The 18,348-nt window shown below is 66.7% G+C and carries 14 protein-coding genes; 8 read left to right on the top strand and 6 right to left on the bottom strand.

Features of this window, described 5'->3' with window-relative positions; translation table 11 throughout:
* Nucleotides 1–4 precede the first annotated feature (4 nt).
* From pgeF to HNP52_RS06810, 3 genes are all read left to right on the top strand, one after another.
* Complete coding sequence (pgeF, locus tag HNP52_RS06820) at nt 5–772, top strand: peptidoglycan editing factor PgeF (RefSeq protein ID WP_184164231.1); 768 nt, start codon at nt 5–7, stop codon at nt 770–772.
* Between the two features lie 217 nt (nt 773–989).
* A complete protein-coding gene (locus HNP52_RS06815) occupies nt 990–2,300 on the top strand; it encodes a cystathionine gamma-synthase family protein (protein ID WP_184164228.1) in 1,311 nt (436 codons plus the stop codon).
* A gap of 59 nt (nt 2,301–2,359) precedes the next feature.
* Nucleotides 2,360–4,048, top strand: coding sequence for a hypothetical protein (locus tag HNP52_RS06810; protein WP_184164224.1), 1,689 nt, complete (start codon nt 2,360–2,362; stop codon nt 4,046–4,048).
* Here HNP52_RS06810 and HNP52_RS06805 read toward each other — a convergent pair.
* Nucleotides 4,029–5,042, bottom strand: a complete 1,014-nt coding sequence (locus tag HNP52_RS06805; protein WP_184164221.1) for an SGNH/GDSL hydrolase family protein — start codon at nt 5,040–5,042, stop codon at nt 4,029–4,031. The genes HNP52_RS06810 and HNP52_RS06805 overlap by 20 nt on opposite strands.
* 134 nt (nt 5,043–5,176) lie before the next feature.
* Here HNP52_RS06805 and HNP52_RS06800 point away from each other — a divergent pair, with 134 nt between their 5' ends.
* The 3 genes from HNP52_RS06800 to HNP52_RS06790 all read left to right on the top strand — a co-directional run bounded on the left by HNP52_RS06800 (nt 5,177) and on the right by HNP52_RS06790 (nt 10,431).
* Nucleotides 5,177–6,688, top strand: coding sequence for an acetyl-CoA hydrolase/transferase family protein (locus HNP52_RS06800; protein ID WP_184164219.1), 1,512 nt, complete (start codon nt 5,177–5,179; stop codon nt 6,686–6,688).
* Between the two features lie 43 nt (nt 6,689–6,731).
* Nucleotides 6,732–9,098, top strand: coding sequence for a GH92 family glycosyl hydrolase (locus HNP52_RS06795; protein WP_184164216.1), 2,367 nt, complete (start codon nt 6,732–6,734; stop codon nt 9,096–9,098).
* A gap of 73 nt (nt 9,099–9,171) precedes the next feature.
* Nucleotides 9,172–10,431: a GGDEF domain-containing protein gene (locus tag HNP52_RS06790; protein WP_221416108.1), complete on the top strand. Its 1,260-nt coding sequence runs from the start codon at nt 9,172–9,174 to the stop codon at nt 10,429–10,431.
* A 3-nt stretch (nt 10,432–10,434) separates the two neighbouring features.
* Here the strand turns inward: HNP52_RS06790 and HNP52_RS06785 are convergent, their stop codons facing one another.
* Entirely contained in the window at nt 10,435–11,316 is an 882-nt protein-coding gene (locus HNP52_RS06785; RefSeq protein ID WP_184164210.1) for an alpha/beta hydrolase, read from the bottom strand.
* A 1-nt stretch (nt 11,317) separates the two neighbouring features.
* On the bottom strand, nt 11,318–12,601 hold the full coding sequence (gene murA, locus HNP52_RS06780; protein ID WP_184164208.1) for a UDP-N-acetylglucosamine 1-carboxyvinyltransferase: 1,284 nt from the start codon (nt 12,599–12,601) through the stop codon (nt 11,318–11,320).
* A gap of 145 nt (nt 12,602–12,746) precedes the next feature.
* Between murA and HNP52_RS06775 the strand changes: the two genes are divergently transcribed.
* On the top strand, nt 12,747–13,481 hold the full coding sequence (locus tag HNP52_RS06775) for a Crp/Fnr family transcriptional regulator (RefSeq protein ID WP_311768416.1): 735 nt from the start codon (nt 12,747–12,749) through the stop codon (nt 13,479–13,481).
* A 348-nt stretch (nt 13,482–13,829) separates the two neighbouring features.
* On the opposite strand, the gene clpS is transcribed toward HNP52_RS06775, so the two are convergent.
* The 3 genes from clpS to HNP52_RS06760 all read right to left on the bottom strand — a co-directional run bounded on the left by clpS (nt 13,830) and on the right by HNP52_RS06760 (nt 17,011).
* Entirely contained in the window at nt 13,830–14,162 is a 333-nt protein-coding gene (clpS, locus tag HNP52_RS06770) for an ATP-dependent Clp protease adapter ClpS (RefSeq protein ID WP_184165141.1), read from the bottom strand.
* A gap of 229 nt (nt 14,163–14,391) precedes the next feature.
* Complete coding sequence (gene phaP / locus HNP52_RS06765) at nt 14,392–15,144, bottom strand: phasin family protein (protein WP_184164205.1); 753 nt, start codon at nt 15,142–15,144, stop codon at nt 14,392–14,394.
* A 118-nt stretch (nt 15,145–15,262) separates the two neighbouring features.
* Nucleotides 15,263–17,011 carry a PHA/PHB synthase family protein gene (locus tag HNP52_RS06760; RefSeq protein ID WP_409372613.1) on the bottom strand — a complete coding sequence of 583 codons (1,749 nt, stop codon included), beginning with the start codon at nt 17,009–17,011 and terminating at the stop codon, nt 15,263–15,265.
* Between the two features lie 122 nt (nt 17,012–17,133).
* Between HNP52_RS06760 and HNP52_RS06755 the strand changes: the two genes are divergently transcribed.
* Nucleotides 17,134–18,339 carry an LL-diaminopimelate aminotransferase gene (locus tag HNP52_RS06755; RefSeq protein ID WP_184164199.1) on the top strand — a complete coding sequence of 402 codons (1,206 nt, stop codon included), beginning with the start codon at nt 17,134–17,136 and terminating at the stop codon, nt 18,337–18,339.
* The last annotated feature ends 9 nt before the right edge of the window (nt 18,340–18,348 follow it).

Genomic DNA, 18,348 nt, shown 5'->3' with positions numbered 1-18,348 from the left:
TGGCATGACGAGTGAAGTCGAAGTTTTCCGCGCCCGCGCGCTGGACGGGATCGCGCACGGCTTTCTCGGCCGCAAGGGCGGCGTCTCCACCGGCGCGATGGCCAGCCTCAATGTCGGGCTCGGTTCCACCGACGATCCCGCGCTGATCGCCGAGAATCGCCACCGCGCGACCGAGGCGGTGTTGCCCGGCGGCCGGCTGGTTTCACTCTACCAGGTCCATTCGGCCGATTGCGTCACCGTCGCCGAGCCCTGGGAAGAGCGGCTGCGCCCGCATGCCGACGCGCTGGTCACCGATCGCCCCGGCCTGGCGCTCGGCATCCTCACCGCCGATTGCGCGCCGGTGTTGTTCGCCGACAAACAGGCTGGCGTGATCGGCGCTGCTCATGCCGGGTGGAAGGGCGCGGTCGGCGGCGTCACCGATTCGACCATCGCCGCGATGGAAGCGCTCGGCGCCAGCCGCGAGCGCATCGTCGCCGCGATCGGCCCGTGCATCGCCCGCGCCTCCTATGAAGTCGATCTCGCCTTCCTCCAGCGCTTCGCCGATGCCGATCCCGACAATGAGCGCTTCTTCACCGAAGGCCGGCGTGAGGATCACTGGCAGTTCGACCTCGAAGCCTATGTCGCCGCGCGCCTCGCCGCCGCCGGGCTGCGCACCATCGAGATGCTGGGGCAGGACACCTATGCGCGAGAAGCGCATTTCTACAGCTTCCGCCGCGCGACGCACCGGCAGGAGCCTGACTATGGCCGGCAGATCAGCCTGATCGGGCTCTAAAGAGCGCATCGATCTCCAGTACAGCGGTTGCTTTGGCAGCTCCCCGGCAAAAGCCGGGGAACGGGGAAGGCTGCATATCGATTGAGCCAAGCCCCACTCCTTTGGGTGCGAGCAAAAATGCGCCGCACCTTTTCCGCCTTCCAACGCGTTTCAGGCTCCCCAATCCCACTCGGATCGTTACAGTTGAAACAAAATAACCCGAGTCCGGAGAGCCTGAATGACTGACGAAACCGAAGCCGATCTGACCGGCGGTACCCCGCGTCGCCGCCCCAAGCCGTCGGCGGACAAGATCGGCAGCCGCCAGCTCAAGCCCAGCACGATGATGATGGGCCATGGCTATGACCCGATGCTCTCGGAAGGCTCGCTCAAGCCGCCGATCTTCCTCACCTCGACCTTCGTCTTCCCCAATGCCGCGGCCGGCAAGCGCCACTTCGAAGGCGTCACCGGCAAGCGCCCGGGCGGGGCGGATGGCCTGGTCTATTCACGCTTCAACGGCCCGAACCAGGAGATCCTCGAGGATCGCCTCGGCATCTGGGAAGGCGCCGAGGACGCGCTGGCCTTCTCCTCGGGCATGTCGGCGATCGCCACCCTGTTCCTGTCGATGGTCAAGCCGGGCGACACGATCGTCCATTCGGGCCCGCTCTATGCAGCGACCGAGACGCTGATCGCCCGCATCCTCGGCCGCTTCGGCGTCCACTGGCTCGACTTCCCTGCCGGCGCCACCCGCGAGGAGATCGACGCGGTGCTGAGCAAGGCCGCCTCGGGCAATGTCGCGCTGATCTATCTGGAGAGCCCGGCCAACCCGACCAACGCGCTGGTCGATGTCGAGGCCGTACGCACCAGCCGCGACGCGATCTTCACGGGTGCCAACAAGCCGCCGATCGCGATCGACAACACCTTCCTCGGGCCGCTGTGGGCCCAGCCGCTCAAGCAGGGCGCCGACATCGTCGTCTACTCGCTGACCAAGTACGCGGGCGGCCATTCGGACCTGGTGGCGGGCGGCGTGCTCGGCTCGAAGGAGCACATCAACACGATCCGGCTGATGCGCAACACGATCGGCACGATCTGCGATCCCAACACCGCCTGGATGCTGCTGCGCTCGCTGGAGACGCTGGAGCTGCGCATGTCGCGCGCCGGCGAGAATGCGGTGAAGGTCTGCGAGTTCCTGCGCAACCATCCCAAGGTCGAGCATGTCGGCTATCTCGGCTTCCTCGAGGAAGGGTCGCGCCAGGCGGACATCTACAAGCGCCACTGCACCGGCGCCGGCTCCACCTTCTCGCTCTATCTGAAGGGCGGCGAGAAGGAGGCCTTCGCCTTCCTCGACGCGCTCAAGATCGCCAAGCTCGCCGTGTCGCTCGGCGGCACCGAGACTTTGGCCAGCCACCCCGCCGGCATGACGCATTTGTCGGTGCCGGACGCGCGCAAACAGGCACTGGGCATCACCGACAATCTCGTCCGCATCTCGATCGGCGTCGAGGATGCCGACGACCTGATCGCGGACTTCGAGGAGGCGCTGAAAGCCGTTTAGGGCTTGATTGAGGTTAGAGCGCGAAAGGCGTATCCTGCCGTCCCGAGGAGGACTCGGCCATGATCCGTCTTTCGCGCTTTCTCACGCTGCTCGCCGCATCGCTGCTGGCGCTACCCGCCGCCGCCCAGACCAATGACATGGCCGGCATGCACGCCGGCCACGGCTTCCCGCAGACGCTCGCCGATTGGTCCGCGGGCGCCCAGCTCTTCCCCGATCTCGGCAGCTTTCACCGCGATGCCGGTACCACGGTCCCCGCCGCCCAGGCCTATTTCGACCAGGGCATGCGCCTGCTCTGGGCGTTCAACCACGACGAGGCCGCGCGGAGCTTCGCCAGGGCCGCCAAGGCCGATCCCAAATGCGGCATCTGCTATTGGGGCGTCGCACTGACCCTCGGCCCCAATTACAACATGCCGATGATGGCCGAGGCCCGCGCCCGCGTCGCCTGGGACGCGCTCAAGAAGGCCGAAGCCTTGGCACCGGCCGCCACCCCGGCGAACCGCGCGCTGATCGTCGCGCTGGCGAAGCGCTACACCGGCCCCCAGCCGGTCGATCCGACGAACAGCGCACCCCTGCTCGCCGCGTTCGGCGACGCGATGCGCGATGCCGCCAGGGCCTTCCCCAAGGATGACGACATCCTGACGCTGTTCGCCGAAGCGCAGATGAACCGTACGCCGTGGAAGCTGTGGAACGCCGACGGCACCCCGGCCAGGGATACGCCCGAGATCGTGACGACGCTGGAGACGGTGCTCGCCCGCAACCCGCATCACCCCGGCGCCAATCATTATTACATCCACGCCGTCGAAGCCTCGACCGCGCCGGGCAAGGCGATCGACTCCGCCGAGCGGCTCAAGGCGATGATGCCGGGCGCCGGCCATGTCGTGCACATGCCTTCGCACATCCTCCAGCGCGTCGGCCGCTACGAGGAATCGGCCGAGGCCAATCGCCTCGCCGATGCGGCGGACAAGGCCTATTACGCGAAGACCGCGGCGATCGATTACTACCCGATGTATTCGGCGCACAATCTCCAGTTCCTCGCCGCCGCCGCCTCGATGGAGGGCCGCAGCGCCGAGACGATCAAGGCGCTGCGCGACGTCCGCAAGGTATTCACCGACGATCAGGCCGCCGCCATGCCCGGCATGGATTGGGGCATCGGCTATCTCTACGAAGCGCTGATCCGCTTTGGCCGCTGGCAGGAGATGCTCGCCGAGCCGCAGCCCGATGCCCGGTTGCTCGATCTCACCGTCAACTGGCTCTCCGCCCGCACCATCGCGCTCGCCGCCACGGGCAAGCGCGATGAGGCAAAAGCAGAGCTGGCGAAGCTCAAGGCGAAGATCGCCGGTGCTCCCGCCGATGCGCTGGCCGGCATGAACATGGCCGCCCCGCTGTTCCGCATCGCCGAACTGCGCGCGGAAGCGCGGATCGCCTGGGACAGCGGCGACAAGCCGGCCGCGCTCACCGCGCTACGCGAAGCCGTGAAGGTCGAGGATACGCTCTCGTACAACGAGCCTTCGGACGCGTTCTTCCCGAGCCGCCACTTGCTCGGCGCAGCCCTGCTCGGCAGCAACACGCCGACGGAAGCCGAGGCAGTGTATCGCGAGGACCTCAAGCGCAATCCGCACAACGGCTGGGCGCTGTTCGGCCTCGCCCAGGCATTGAAGGCGCAAGGCAAGGATGCAGGCACGGCGGAAAAGGACTTCGCCGCCGCCTGGGTCCGCGCCGATGTGAAGCTCAGCGCTTCGGCGTTCTGAGCGTCGCGGCGAGCAGGTCCGCCATCACCCGGTGATCCTTGAGCGACGGGTGCCAGTTGCACCCTGTCATTTCGAGCGCCGGCACCTTCACCGGGGTTGCCCCCGTCGCGGCGGCGACGGCGGCGACATCGGCGTAGAAATTCTCGGCGCCCATCAGGAGGATGCGCGCACCAGGCTGCGCCGCCTGTCGGGCCCGGACGAATGCGATGTATTTGGCCCGATAGTCCGCCCGAAGCGCCGCTTCATCCGCCCAGGCCTCACCGGCATGGACCGGCGTCGAGAAGTCGTTGGTACCGAGGTTGATGACGATCACGCCCGGCCGCCAGCCCTTGTCCGGCGCGGCGGCCCCGGCCTCGCCCGGGATGGCACGCGGATAGAGATAGGGCAGGTTCTCGCCCGGGAACTTGCCCGCATAGTTGCGGACGACGCCGTAGCCCGAATAGGCGATCACCCGATAGTCCGCGCCCAGCCGCTTCGCCAGGACCGGCCCGAACGCCGCGCTGGTATCGGTCGTGTCGTGCACCTGCTGCGACTTGCAGTCGCGCGTCGGCGAGGTGTTGCCATAGCCGACGCTGTGCGAATCGCCGATGAACTCGATCTGGTTGCGCAGCGCCGGCGCTGCCATCGGCGTGCCGCTGGTGAAGAAGCCCAGGAAGATGCCGCCGCCCGACTGGCTTTCGGTCAGCTTCTCCAGCCGGACCGTGTGCACACCAGGCTTGAGCCCCTTCACCCGCAACTCGGTCCGCTCCGGCTTGGTCAAGGTCTGGAAGACCTTGCCGTCGACCAGCACGCGATAGAAATCGGTCTTGGTGTCGAAGGCCACGGTCACGTCGGTGCCGCGGAAGCGCCCTTCGAAATAGGTGCCCGGCCAGCCGAAGCGCAGCGCCTTCCCCTCGGCCACGGCGCGGCCGCCGATATGCACCGGCAGGCGCTTGCCCTGCTCGGGCGCGGGAACCGAAAGGGCGACGGGCAGCAGCAGTGCGGCGATCTTCATGCCGCCAGCCTAGAGCGCCCGCCGCGCCGCGTCAGCCCCCGTGCTCGCCTCGCGCGTGCAGCATGCGAAACCTGCATTCGTGCATGCATCCGCCGTGCGCTAGCGAGCGGGCGACATCGCCCGAGAGGATGCCCATGACTTCGCGTATCGCCCATCCCGGACTTGCCGCCAAGGTCACCAGCGCCGAGCAGGCCGCCAGCTTCATCGACGATCACATGACCGTCGGCATGAGCGGTTTCACCGGATCGGGCTATCCCAAGGCGGTGCCGATGGCGCTCGCGAAGCGGATCGCCGACGAGCGCAAGGCAGGGCGCAACCTGCGGGTGAAGGTGTGGACCGGCGCCTCGACCGGCCCCGAGCTCGACGGCGCGCTCGCCGCGGCTGACGGCATCGAACTGCGCCTGCCCTATAACTCCGACCCCACCGCGCGCGAGCGGATCAACAAGGGCGAGATGGAATATCTCGACATGCATCTGAGCCAGGTCGCGCCCATGGCCTGGGAAGGGTTTCTGGGGCCGCTCGACATCGCGGTGATCGAAGTCGCCGGCATCAACGCGGACGGCTCGCTGATCCCTTCCTCCTCGGTCGGCAACAACAAGACCTGGCTCGATCGCGCCCATGCCGTGATCCTCGAGGTCAACAGCTGGCAGAACCCCGCGCTCGATGGCATGCACGACATCTATTACGGCACCGCGCTGCCGCCCAACCGCGTGCCGATCCCGCTGGTCCGCCCCGACGATCGCTTTGGCCAGCCGAGCTTCCGCTGCGACCCCGACAAGGTGATCGCCGTGGTCGAAACCGATGCGCCCGATCGCAACCTGCCCTTCGCCAAGCCCGACGATACCGCACTGGCGATCGCCGGCCACATCATCGAGTTCTTCAAGCACGAAGTCGGCAAGGGCCGCCTGCCCGCGAACCTGTTGCCGCTCCAGTCGGGCGTCGGCAACATCGCCAATGCCGTTCTCGCCGGGCTGCTCGATGCGCCCTTCACCGACATGACTGCCTATACCGAGGTGCTGCAGGACGGGATGCTCGACCTGCTGGCCTCGGGCAAGCTGCGCATGGCATCGTGCACCGCCTTCTCGCTCAGCCCGGATGCGGCGGCGCGGCTCAACAGCGAGATGGAGCAGTTCCGCGATCGCATCATCCTGCGCCCGCAGGAGATGAGCAACCATCCCGAGATCGTCCGCCGCCTGGGCTGCCTGGCGATGAACGGGCTGATCGAGGCGGACATCTACGGCAACGTCAACTCGACCCATATCATGGGCTCGCGCATCCAGAACGGCATCGGCGGCTCGGGCGATTTCGCGCGCAACGCCTATCTCTCGATCTTCATGACCCCGTCCACCGCCAAGGGCGGCAAGATCTCGTCGATCGTGCCGCACGTCAGCCATGTCGATCATATCGCGCAGGATGTGCAGGTGATCGTCACCGAGCAGGGCCTGGCCGACCTGCGCGGCCTCGCCCCGCGCCGCCGCGCCGAAGTGGTGATCGAGAAGTGCGCGCATCCCGATTACCGCGAGATGCTGCGCGACTATTACGAGCGTGCACTCAAGGGCAGCTATGGCCTGCAGACGCCGATGCTCTGTGGAGAGGCGCTGTCCTGGCATCAACGGTTCGTCGATACCGGCACGATGAAGCTCTGATCGCGCTTGGACGCGGGCGCGGGCCATGCTCTAACCCGCGCCCATGAACGCCCCGCTCCGTACCGGCCTCGCCGCGCTCGCCCTGTCGCTCACCTTCGCGCCGGCATGGGCGCAGACCAGTCCGGATGCCGGCAGCGCATCACAGGGCGAACCGGTGCCGCCGCCCTGGTTCGAAGCGCCGCTGGTCGGCACCGGCGGCGAAGGACACACCTTCCCCGGCGCGGTCGCGCCCTTCGGCATGATCCAGCTCAGCCCGGACACCGATACCGGCTGCAAGATCCGCGAATGCTATGCGCACGCCGCCGGCTATCGCTACGAAGACCCGACGATCCAGGGCTTCTCGCTGACCCATTTCTCGGGCGCCGGCCATTCGGACCTGGGCGACTTCCTGATGATGCCTGTCGCGGGCGACACGGTGCCGCTCGAGCCGGGTGACCCCAAGCAGCCGGGGTCGGGCTATCGCTCGCGCTTCAGCCACAGCCGCGAGATGGCGCGGCCGGGCCTTTATTCGGTGGTGCTCGACGATTCGGGCATCGGCGCCCGGCTGACCGCCGGCACCCGCGTCGGCGTCCAGCAATATGTCTTCCCCAAGGGCAAGGCCGCACATCTGGTGCTCGACCTGCGCAGCTCGCTCTACAATTATCCGGGCAAGACGCTCTGGTCGTCGATCCGCATCCGCGCGGACGGCACGATCACCGGCTCGCGCGAGACCCGCGGCTGGGCGCCGGCGCGCAAGCTGTTCTTCGCGATCCGTCCTTCGGCGCCGCTGACCGGCCATGCCTTCCTGAACAAGGAGGAGAAGGTCGAATATAAGGGCTTCCAGGGCCCGAGCCGCGGCGCGGACGATGCCGCCCAGCTCGCCGGCCGCGCGCTGGTGGCGCAGCTCGACTTCGGCATGCTCGACCAGCCGCTCGAAGTGAAGGTCGCGATCTCCTCGGTCGACGAGGATGGCGCGATCGCCAATCTGGATAGCGAGCCGGGCGGCTTCCGGGAAATCTCGAACAAGACGACCGCCGACTGGGACAAGGCGCTGGGTGCGATCCCCGTCCAGGGCTCGCCGGCGATGGTGAAGACCTTCTACGCGGCGCTCTATCACACGATGATCGCCCCCAGCGTCTTCTCCGACGCCGACGGCCGCTGGCGCGGGCCGGACGATCAGGTCCATGCTGCCAAGGGCTTCACCTTCCACTCCACCTTCTCGCTCTGGGATACGTTCCGCGCCGAACATCCGCTGCTGCTTCTTACCCAGGGCGAGCAGAAGAACGCCGATTTCGTCAATTCGCTGATCGCCAGCCAGCAGGTCAGCCCTTTCGGCATCCTGCCGGTCTGGCAATTCCATGGCCGCGAGACCTGGACGATGATCGGCTATCATGCCGTACCGGTGATCGCCGATGCCTATCTCAAGGGCATCAAGGGCTTCGATCCGAACGCCGCGCTCGACGCGATGGTGAAGAGCGCCACCTACGGCCCCTATGGCGGCCTCGATCAGCATATGAAGCTCGGCTATGTCCCGATCGACAAGGAGCCGGAAGCGGCCTCCAAGACGGTCGAATATGCCTATGACGACTGGACCATCGCCCGCATGGCGAGCGCGATGGGCAAGGCTGACATCGCCGCGACCTTCGAGAAGCGCGCCGGCAACTGGCGCAACAGCTTCGACGCGAAGACCGGATTCCTGCGCGCCCGCAAGTCGGACGGCAGCTACCGCACCCCCTTCGACCCCACGGCGATCAACTATGGATCGGACTATACCGAGGGCAATGCGTGGCAATATTCCTGGTTCGTGCCCCAGGATCAGGCCGGCATGTTCAAGCTGCTCGGCAGCGACGCCGCGGTGGTGAAGAAGCTCGATGCGATGTTCGACTTCGACAATTCGAAGATCGACTACAGCCATGCCGAGGACATTGCCGGACTGATCGGCCAGTATATCCATGGCAACGAGCCGAGCCACCACGTGGCCTATCTCTACAGCTATGCCGGCCAGCCCTGGCGCACCCAGGAGCGGCTGAAGCAGATTGTCGAGAGCCAGTACAAGCCGACGCCGGATGGCCTGTCGGGCAATGACGATCTCGGCCAGATGTCGGCCTGGCTCGTCTTCACCGCGCTCGGCTTCTATCCCGTCGCGCCCGGCTCGAACCAGTATGTGATCGGCCGGCCCTTCCTCGATCGCGCCGCGCTCAACCTGCCGAACGGCAAGCGCTTCACCGTGGTCGCCGAGGGCCTGTCGGACGCCAACAAATATGTCGGCAAGGTCACGCTCAACGGCAAGCCGCTGGCGCGCGGCTATCTGACCCATGACGAGATCGTCGCCGGCGGCGAACTGAAGTTCACCATGTCGGCCACCCCGAACAAGAGCTGGGCGACCGGCAAGGCCGCCCGCCCCTATTCGATGAGCACCGCCACCCGCTGAGCACACCCCATCCGAGATCGCCCTATAATGAGTGGGTATGCCCGTTCGAGCGGGTGCTCTCGGATGGGTGAAGATGAACTCGAAGTCCTCCCAAGCGCTTGACCGGCTGATGCGCGTCGTGCCGGCGGCGCTTGCCGGTTCGGTCGTCCTGATGATGGTCGCGCGCGGCACGAGCATGTTCGTGCAGGGCGAGCTCGGCCAGTTCATCGCCTATGCGGTAGAGATGCTGGCCGGCAGCATCGCCCTGGCGATCCTGGTGTTCGCCACGCCGCGCAACAACGAAGGCCTGGAGCAGCGCCGCCTCGCCGCGGTCGAAGCCGAGGCGGAGCGGCGCCGCGTCCAGCGCCTGCTCCAGATGACCGACATGCTGCAGAGCGCCAATGGCTATGCCGACGCCAACGCCGTGCTGCGCGCCACGGTCGAGACCCTGCTCGCCGGCTTTTGCGGCGCGCTCTACATCTTCAACAATTCGCGCGACCGGCTCGAGCTGTCGACCAGCTGGAACTGGCCGGAGGACGAGCGGCTGCTCAAGACGCTGTCGCCCTCGCTTTGCTGGGCGCTCAAGCGCGGCAAGGCGCATATCAACGGCAACGGCCCTGGCATGCTCCGCTGCGAGCATCACGCATCGGGCCTGACCGTGCTCGAAGTCCCGATGATGGCGCATGGCGAGATCCAGGGCATGCTCAAGGTCGCCACCGGCGCGGAAGACGCCACCGCGCGCCTCGCCGAGATCCGCCCGCTCGCCGAAGCGGTCGCCGATGCGATGTCGCTCGCCGTCTCCAACATCGCGCTGCGCGAGAAGCTGCGCACCCAGGCGCTGCGCGATCCGCTGACCGGGCTCTACAATCGCCGCTACATGGAAGATGCGCTGGAGCGTTACGCCAGCCTTGCCGAGCGCAGCGGCACGCCGCTCTCGGCGATCATGATCGACCTCGATCATTTCAAGAAGCTCAACGACGAGCATGGCCATGCGATGGGCGACGCCGTGCTGCGCGCGGTCGCCGGCGCGATCATCGGCGCACTGCGCCCCTCCGATGTCGCCTGCCGCTATGGCGGCGAGGAGCTGGTGGTGATCCTGCCCGAATGCGACCATGCCGATGCGATGCATATCGGCGAGATGCTGCGCACCCGCATCGAGGCGCTGTCGGCGATCCACGATGCCAGGATCTCGGCTTCGTTCGGCGTCGCCTCGATCCCCGAGACCACCCGCACCGCCGGCGACCTGCTCACCATGGCCGATGCGGCGCTGTACCAGGCCAAGGAGAACGGCCGGAACCAGGTCGCCTCGGCCCACCGCAAGGACCCGCCGCCGATCGCAATCGCGGCGGAATAGCCGCTAGGGCGCTCCGATCGTTCCGCGCAGGAAACCGCTCACCCGCCGGGCCCATTCGGCATCGTGCAGGTTGCTGACCTCGCCGTGGCTCAGCCCCGGCACCAGCCACAGCCCCTTGCGGCTCGGCGCCGCCTCGAACAGCGCGCGGGTTTCCGTCGGCGGCGTGTAGCGGTCCGACGCCCCGCCGATCACCAGCACCGGCGCGGTGAAATCGCGGATCGTCGCGATCGGCGCGATGCGCCCGGGCCAGACGCCGTAGCGCGGCAGCGACTGGAAGCTGAGCAGCGGCTCGGCGATCGTCCCGCCCACCGGCGTCAGCACCGAAGCCATGCGGTTGTAGATGGCGTGGCGGATGTCCGGGAACACGGCGACCAGCACCAGCGCGTCGGCCGGCACCGGACCGTCGCGCCCGATCAGCGCCGCCGCCCCGCCCAGCGAGACGCCGATCACCGCCACCTTGCCGCGATGCTGCCGGGCCTTCAGCCAGTCGAACGCGGCGCGTGCGTCCAGCCCCTCGTCGAGACCATAGCTGTGATCGGTGATCGTCGATGCGCCATGCCCGCGCAGATCGATCGCCAGCGCCGCATAGCCCTGCGCGACCAGCGCCTCGGCCATCGGCGCGGTCTGGTTGCGCGAGGCGCCGACGCCGTGGAGCAGCAGCACCGCCGGCGCGTTCGCCGTTCGGCCCGGCCAATAGGTGCCGGCGATCGCGACGCCGTCTCGTGCCGTCAGCTTCACCTGCTCGGCCGGCGCCGCTGCCGGCGTAACTACCGATGCATGGCCGGCGGCGATCTTGGAGGCGAGGAACCAGCTTGCGGCAAGCACAAGGGCCGGCAGCAGCGCCGCCGATCCCATCGCCAGCCTGATGCCCCGCCCCCGCGGCATCCTAACCGTCGCCGACGCGCTCGATATCGGCGCCCACGGCCTGCAGCTTCTCCTCGAGCCGCTCATAGCCGCGGTCGAGATGATAGACGCGATTGACCTGGGTCTCGCCCTCGGCGGCCAGGCCGGCAAGGATCAGGCTCATCGAGGCCCGCAGGTCGGTTGCCATCACCTGGGCACCGACCAGCCTGGTCGGCCCGTGCACCACGGCGGTGCGGCCGCGCACGTCGATATGCGCGCCCATGCGGGCGAGCTCGGGCACGTGCATGTAGCGGTTCTCGAAGATCGTCTCGGTGAACACGCTGGCGCCCTCGGCAACCAGCTGCATCGCCATGAACTGCGCCTGCATGTCGGTCGCGAAGCCCGGGAAGGGCGCGGTCGACAGCGTCAGCGGCTTGAGCGGGCCATTGGCCGCGACGCGGATGCCGCCCTTGGTCTCCTCGACCGTGACGCCGGCCTGCACGAGTGCATCGAGAGTCGCGCGCATGTCGTTCGCCTCGGCGCCGACCAGCTCGACGTCACCGCCGGTGATCGCGGCGGCGCACGCATAGCTGCCCGCCTCGATCCGGTCGGGCATCACCGCATAGGTCGCCCCGTGCAGACGATCGACGCCTTCGATCTCCAGCCGCTCGGTGCCGATGCCGCTGATCTGCGCGCCCATCGCGACGAGCAGGTTGCACAGGTCGACGATCTCCGGCTCGCGCGCCGCGTTGTCGAGCACGGTGGTACCCTTGCAGGTCACCGCCGCCATCAGCGCATTCTCGGTGGCGCCGACCGAAACCACCGGGAAGCTGAAGCGCCCGCCCTTGAGTCGCCCGCCCGGCGCGCTTGCCTTCACATAGCCGGCAGCGATCTCGATCTCAGCGCCCATCGCCTCGAGCGCCTTCAGGTGCAGGTCGATCGGGCGGTTGCCGATCGCGCAGCCGCCGGGCAGCGAGACGGTCGCCTCGCCGGCACGGCCGAGCAGCGGACCCAGCACCAGGATCGAAGCGCGCATCTTCCGCACGATGTCATAGGGCGCGACCGTCGAGGTCAGCTTGCCCGCGCGCACCGTCATCACCCGCCCGAAATCGGTCGGCCGCGTGCCCTCGATCGCCGTCGAGGCGCCCAGCTCGTTGAGCAGGTGGCCGAAGCTGTCGACGTCGGCCAGGCGGGGCAGGTTGCGCAGCGTCAGCGGCTCGTCGGTGAGCAGCGCGCAGGGCATCAGCGTGAGCGCGGCGTTCTTGGCGCCGGAGACGGGAATCTTGCCGGAGAGGCGATTGCCGCCACGAATGAGAATACGGTCCATGCCGGGCTTCTAGTCGCTCGCCCGCTGCACGCAAGTCTGAGGGGGCGCTCCGCTCGGGTGCAGGCGTTTTTTGCGCCCTTGATCGATTTTAATGCATTGATTCAATTGCACTGCTTTGCATCGGCGCGTGGGGGGAAGCCATCGCGTGTCCGGCAGTTGTTTTGCGGAAAAGCTGAGCGAGCTGATCGATCTGACCGAGATCGAGCAGAATGCGCTCGAAAAACTGGAGGAACGCCAGCGGCATGTGCGTCGCGGGGCGGTGCTCCAGCGTGAGAATGAGGGCTGCAGCGAGCTCTACATCCTGCGCAAGGGCCTGATGATGAGCTATGTGCTGCTCGACGACGGCAGCCGCCAGATCCTGCGCTTCATGTTCCCGGGGGACATGCTCGGCGTCTCCAGCGCCGTCTATCAGGAAGCCCCCGAGACACTCGCCGCGCTTTCGGACTGCGTCGTATGCCCGTTCGATCGCGGCGTGCTGTCGGATCTGATGCTCGCCCATCCCCGCCTCTCGGCGATGGTGTTCGTCTATTCGCAGATCGAGCGGGTGGCGCTCACCGACCGGCTCGCCGCGCTCGGCCGCACCAGCGCCAAGGCGCGCGTCGCCGCGCTGCTGCTCGAGCTGCGCAATCGCCTGCGCGCCACCGACAAGAGCCTGGCCAATGTCTTCTCGCTGGGACTGACGCAGGAGGAAGTGGGGGACGCCACCGGGTTGACCGCCGTGCACGTCAACCGGATGCTGCGCCAGCTCGAGGAGGAGCATTTGATCGCGCGCGAAGGCGGTCGCGTCACCTTGCTCGACGAACGCGCGCTCGCCCGCGCCGCCAATTACGTCAATCGCTATGAAGGGCTCGATCTCAGCTGGCTCCCCAGGGCGCGCTGAGCGGCATCCATCGATTCTCGGAAAAAGTCGGGCCGGACGTCAGCGGTGACAAGTCGCGCCGTCCGGCCCTGCGTTCCCGCCCAAACCCCCCCGGTTCCCAGGAACTGAGGGCCTTTTACCGATTCGCGCCGAACCTGTGTCGCCCGGAAAAACGCCTACGAGGACAAGCCCTTAGGCAGGGGTGTAACGACATTAACCGCGACCGCGGCCGCAACCATGCACTAACACCGGTTCCCCGGCGAAAGCCGGGGCCCAGGGTCGCAAACGAGGCGGCAGAGAAACCCTGGGCCCCGGCTTTCGCCGGGGAACGGCCATGCGGGAAACGCCGCAACGACAGTCAGGAAAGGATCAGGCCTTTTCCAGCGTGCACTGGAGCGGATGCTGATTCTGCCGGGCGAACTCGATCACCTGGCTCACCTTGGTCTCGGCGACTTCATAGCTGAACACCCCGCACACGCCCACGCCGCGCTGGTGGACGTGGAGCATCACCCGAGTCGCCTCTTCCATGTCCATCCGGAAGAAGCGCTGCAGGCACAGCACGACGAACTCCATCGGCGTGTAATCGTCGTTGAGCATCAGCACCCGATAGGGCGTCGGCTTCTTGGTGCGCGTGCGAGTACGCGTGGCGAGGCCGATCGAGGGGTTGTTGCCCCGATCGTCGTCATTGCCGTCCTCGGCCATGCGCAGCGGCATGTTGGTGTCGAATGTCACGGGATCTGTCACGCCGCGGAAAATATGGGCTCGCGTCCCCAAGGGCAAGGCCGCGCCGCACGCGTAAACCCTGATTGAGAACAGCCGGGTGCTTTTCGCAAAAGGAAAGGGCGGCCCTCCCCGAAGGAAAGGCCGCCCTGATCCTGTGTCTTCCGGCGCCGATTTGTCCGGCTTGCGCCGGTTGGCGGGAAGCGCCGGCTTACGCCGCGGTCTTCACCTTCTCGGCGGCGACGGCAACGCGGTTCGACAGCGGCTGGGCCGCGTCGCTGGCGAGCTTGATCAGCGCCTCGGTGTTCTTCGAAGCCTCGGCGACGTACGAGTCGAACGCGCCGCGGAAATAGTCGCTCTGCAGCTTGAAGAAGTCGGCCGGCGTCTTGGCCGACGAGAAGCTCTTCAGCGCGGCGGTCGCGCTTTCGAAGCTCTTGCGGCTATACTCGGCGGCGTCCTGGCCAAGGCCTTCAAAGCCCTTGGCGGCGATGCGGCCCGACTCGACGAGTGCCTCAACATTGCCCTTGGCGAAGTCATTGGCTTCCTCGACCAGCTTGGTCGACTTCTCGACAGCGGCCTTGGTGCGGTCGTTCCACTCGGCGAACAGAGCCTGGGCCTTGCCGGTGGCGTTCTCGATGGTGGTCATCACTTTTTCCTTCACTGCCGGCGCGGCGACCGTCTCTTCGACGATCTCCACGGCGGTGGTTGCGGTTTCCGTGACGGCCTCGACGATCGGCTCGACCACGGCTTCAACAGTTTCAGTCACTTCCTGCGTTGCGTCCGCAAGGACCGGTGCCGGCTCGGCGACGGGGGCTTTCACGATCGTCTCGACGATCGGTTTGGCAACCTTCTCCTGCACGGGCGTCTCAGCCTTGGGCGCAGCAACCTTCGCCGGCGCGGCCTTGGCGCGCGCCGCAGGCTTCGGAGCGGCTGGCTTGCCGGTCTTCGGTCCCTTGGTGGCCATGATATGCCTTCCCTAAAAGCTATTGCTGCGATGCAACATGTAGGCTTTTCCGGCAGGCATTGCAAGCATTATTGTGCAGTGCACAAAAATACACAAAGCGTTCAAATTAGATGATAAATCAGCGCGTACGCACGTAGCTGCCGGGCGCATCTTCCAGCGCCGCAAGCTTCCCCTTGCCGGGCACGCGAGCGCCCTTTGGCGGCACCTTTTCCGAATCGATTGCTGCAAGCCATTCGATCCAGTCGGGCCACCAGCTCCCCTTAGTCTCTTTTGCGCCCGCAAAGAACTCCGCGAGCGTCTCAACCTTGTCCGAATTGGTCCAATACTGGTATTTTTGCGCCGAAGGGGGGTTCACCACCCCCGCGATATGGCCGGAGCCCGCCAGCACGAACTTGAGCGGCCCCTTGAAGTAATGGGTCATCTTCCAGACGCTCTGCGCCGGCGCGATATGGTCCTCGCGCCCGGCCTGGACATAGGTCGGCGTCAGCACCTTGGAGAGGTCGAGCGGCGTCCCGTTGATCGTCAGCGCGCCGGGCTGGACCAGCTTGTTGTCGCGGTACAGGTCGGTCAGGTAGCTCATGTGCCAGCGTGCCGGCAGGTTGGTCACGTCCGAGTTCCAGTGGAGCAGGTCGAACGGGGCATAGTCCTTGCCCATCAGGTAGTTGTTGGTGACGTAGTTCCAGATCAGGTCGCGGCCGCGCAGCAGGTTGAACGTCGCCGCCATGTAGCGCCCGTCGAGAAAGCCGTCGGCGCTCAGGTTGCGGATCATCGCCAGCTGGTCGTCATCGACGAACATGCCGAGCTCGCCGGCCTCGGAGAAATCGACCTGCGCGGTGAAGAAGGTCGCGCTCGCCACCTTCCTTGCCTCGCCCCGCGCATGCAGCACCGCCAGGGTCGCCGCGAGCGTGGTGCCGGCGACGCAATAGCCGATCGTGTGCACGCCCTCGACGCCGAGCAGATCGCGGACCGTGTCGATCGCGTCGATCTGCCCGCCTTCGACGAAATCGTCCCACACCACGTCCTTCATCGTGGCATCGGCGGACTTCCACGAGACGACGAACACGGTCAGCCCTTGCTCCACCGCCCAGCGGATGAAGCTCTTCTCGGGGTTGAGATCGAGGATGTAGAAGCGGTTGATCCAGGGTGGGAAGATCAGCAGCGGGGTGGCGTAGACCTGCTTGGCGCCCTCGGCCGGCGCATACTGGATCAGCTCGTAGAGCGGCGTGCGCTTGACCACCTTGCCCGGCGTCATCGCCAGGTTGCGGCCCAGCTCATAGGCGCCTTCCGCCGTCTGGGTCATCTGGCCCTTGGCCATGTCGCCCATCATGTTGGACAGGCCCTTGAGCAGACTCTCGCCCTTGGTCTCGACGATCTTCTCGAGCACTTCGGGATTGGTCGCCGGGAAGTTGGTCGGGCTCAGTGCATCGATGAATCCCCTGGTCGCGAAGCGCACCTGCTCCTTCTGTTTCGAATCCATCCCCTCCATCGCATCGACCCCGCGCAACATATGGTCGGCGATGACGAAATAGCTCTGGCGCAGGAAATCGAACACCGGCTCCTCGCGCCATTGCGGCGCCTTGAAGCGCTTGTCGCGCGCCTGCTCGGGCGATTCCTCGAAGGGTTCGGCATGCGTCGGATCCAGGAAGCGCTGCCACAGCTTCATCGTGTCCGACCAGAAATCGGTGCTCGCCTTCACCGCCGCGGTCGGATCGAGCAGCGCGCCGAACGGCGGCGCCGCCGGCATGTGCTCGACCCAGTCGAAGCCATGTTCCAGCATCATCTGCTGGGCCCGGCCCAGCACCCAGGTCCAGTGCTGCAGGTCTTCCAGGTCGGGAATCGGCGGGGTCGTCGTCTCGGCCATGCGCATCCTCTTCAAGCGCTGCTTTAGCGCACCACATCCAACTCGTCATTCCCGCAGACGCGAACATGGCGTAGGGGAACCGAACGGTACAGCGTCGTGCCGCGCTCCAACCCCTGAGAGATGAGGAAATGTCCGAAGAATTCTACCGCATGAAGCGCCTGCCCCCGTATGTCATCGCCGAAGTGAACGCGATGCGGGCAGCGGCGCGTGCGGCGGGAGAGGACATCATCGATCTCGGCATGGGCAACCCCGACCTGCCGCCGCCGCCGCACGTGATCGAGAAGCTGGTCGAAGTCGCGCAGAAGCCTGACGCGCACGGCTATTCCCAGTCGCGCGGCATCCCCGGCCTGCGCCGCGCCCAGGCCAATTATTATGCCCGCCGCTTCGGCGTCGAGATCGACCCCGAGACCGAAGTCGTGGTGACGATGGGCTCGAAGGAAGGCCTGGCCAGCCTCGCCACCGCGATCACCGCGCCGGGCGACGTCGTGCTGGCACCCAACCCCAGCTACCCGATCCATACCTTCGGCTTCATCCTCGCGGGTGCCACGATCCGCGCGGTGCCGACCACGCCGGACGAGCATTATTTCGAGAGCCTCGAGCGCGCGATCGCCTTCACCGTGCCGCGCCCCTCGATCCTGGTGGTCAACTATCCGTCGAACCCGACGGCGGAGACGGTCGACCTCGCCTTCTACGAGCGGCTGGTCGCCTGGGCGCGAGAGAACAAGGTGTGGATCCTCTCCGACCTCGCCTATTCGGAGCTCTATTTCGACGGCAAGCCGACCGTCTCGATCCTGCAGGTCAAGGGCGCCAAGGACGTGGCGATCGAGTTCACCTCGCTCTCCAAGACCTATTCGATGGCCGGTTGGCGCATGGGCTTCGCGGTCGGCAACAAGAAGCTGATCGCGGCGATGACGCGCGTGAAGTCATATCTCGACTACGGCGCCTTCACGCCGATCCAGGCCGCCGCCTGCGCCGCGCTCAACGGCCCGCAGGACATCGTCGAGGCGAACCGCCAGCTCTACCACAAGCGCCGTGACGTGCTGGTCGAGAGCTTCGGCCGCGCCGGCTGGGATATCCCCAGCCCGCCCGCCTCGATGTTCGCCTGGGCACCCTTGCCCCCGGCGCTCGCGCATCTCGGCAGCCTCGAATTCTCCAAGCAGCTGCTCACCCATGCCAAGGTCGCGGTCGCACCCGGCGTCGGGTACGGCGAGAATGGCGAGGGCTTTGTGCGCATCGCGATGGTCGAGAACGAGCAGCGCCTGCGCCAGGCGGCGCGCAACGTGAAGCAGTATCTCAAGTCGATGGGCGTCAACACCCCGGCAAAGGCAGGCTGAGCCCGGTCC

The organism is Sphingomonas kyeonggiensis (genome assembly GCF_014204495.1).
Taxonomy (GTDB): domain Bacteria; phylum Pseudomonadota; class Alphaproteobacteria; order Sphingomonadales; family Sphingomonadaceae; genus Sphingomonas; species Sphingomonas kyeonggiensis_A.
Note: the sequence above shows the minus strand (reverse complement) of the source record. Positions and strands in the feature narration are given on the sequence as shown.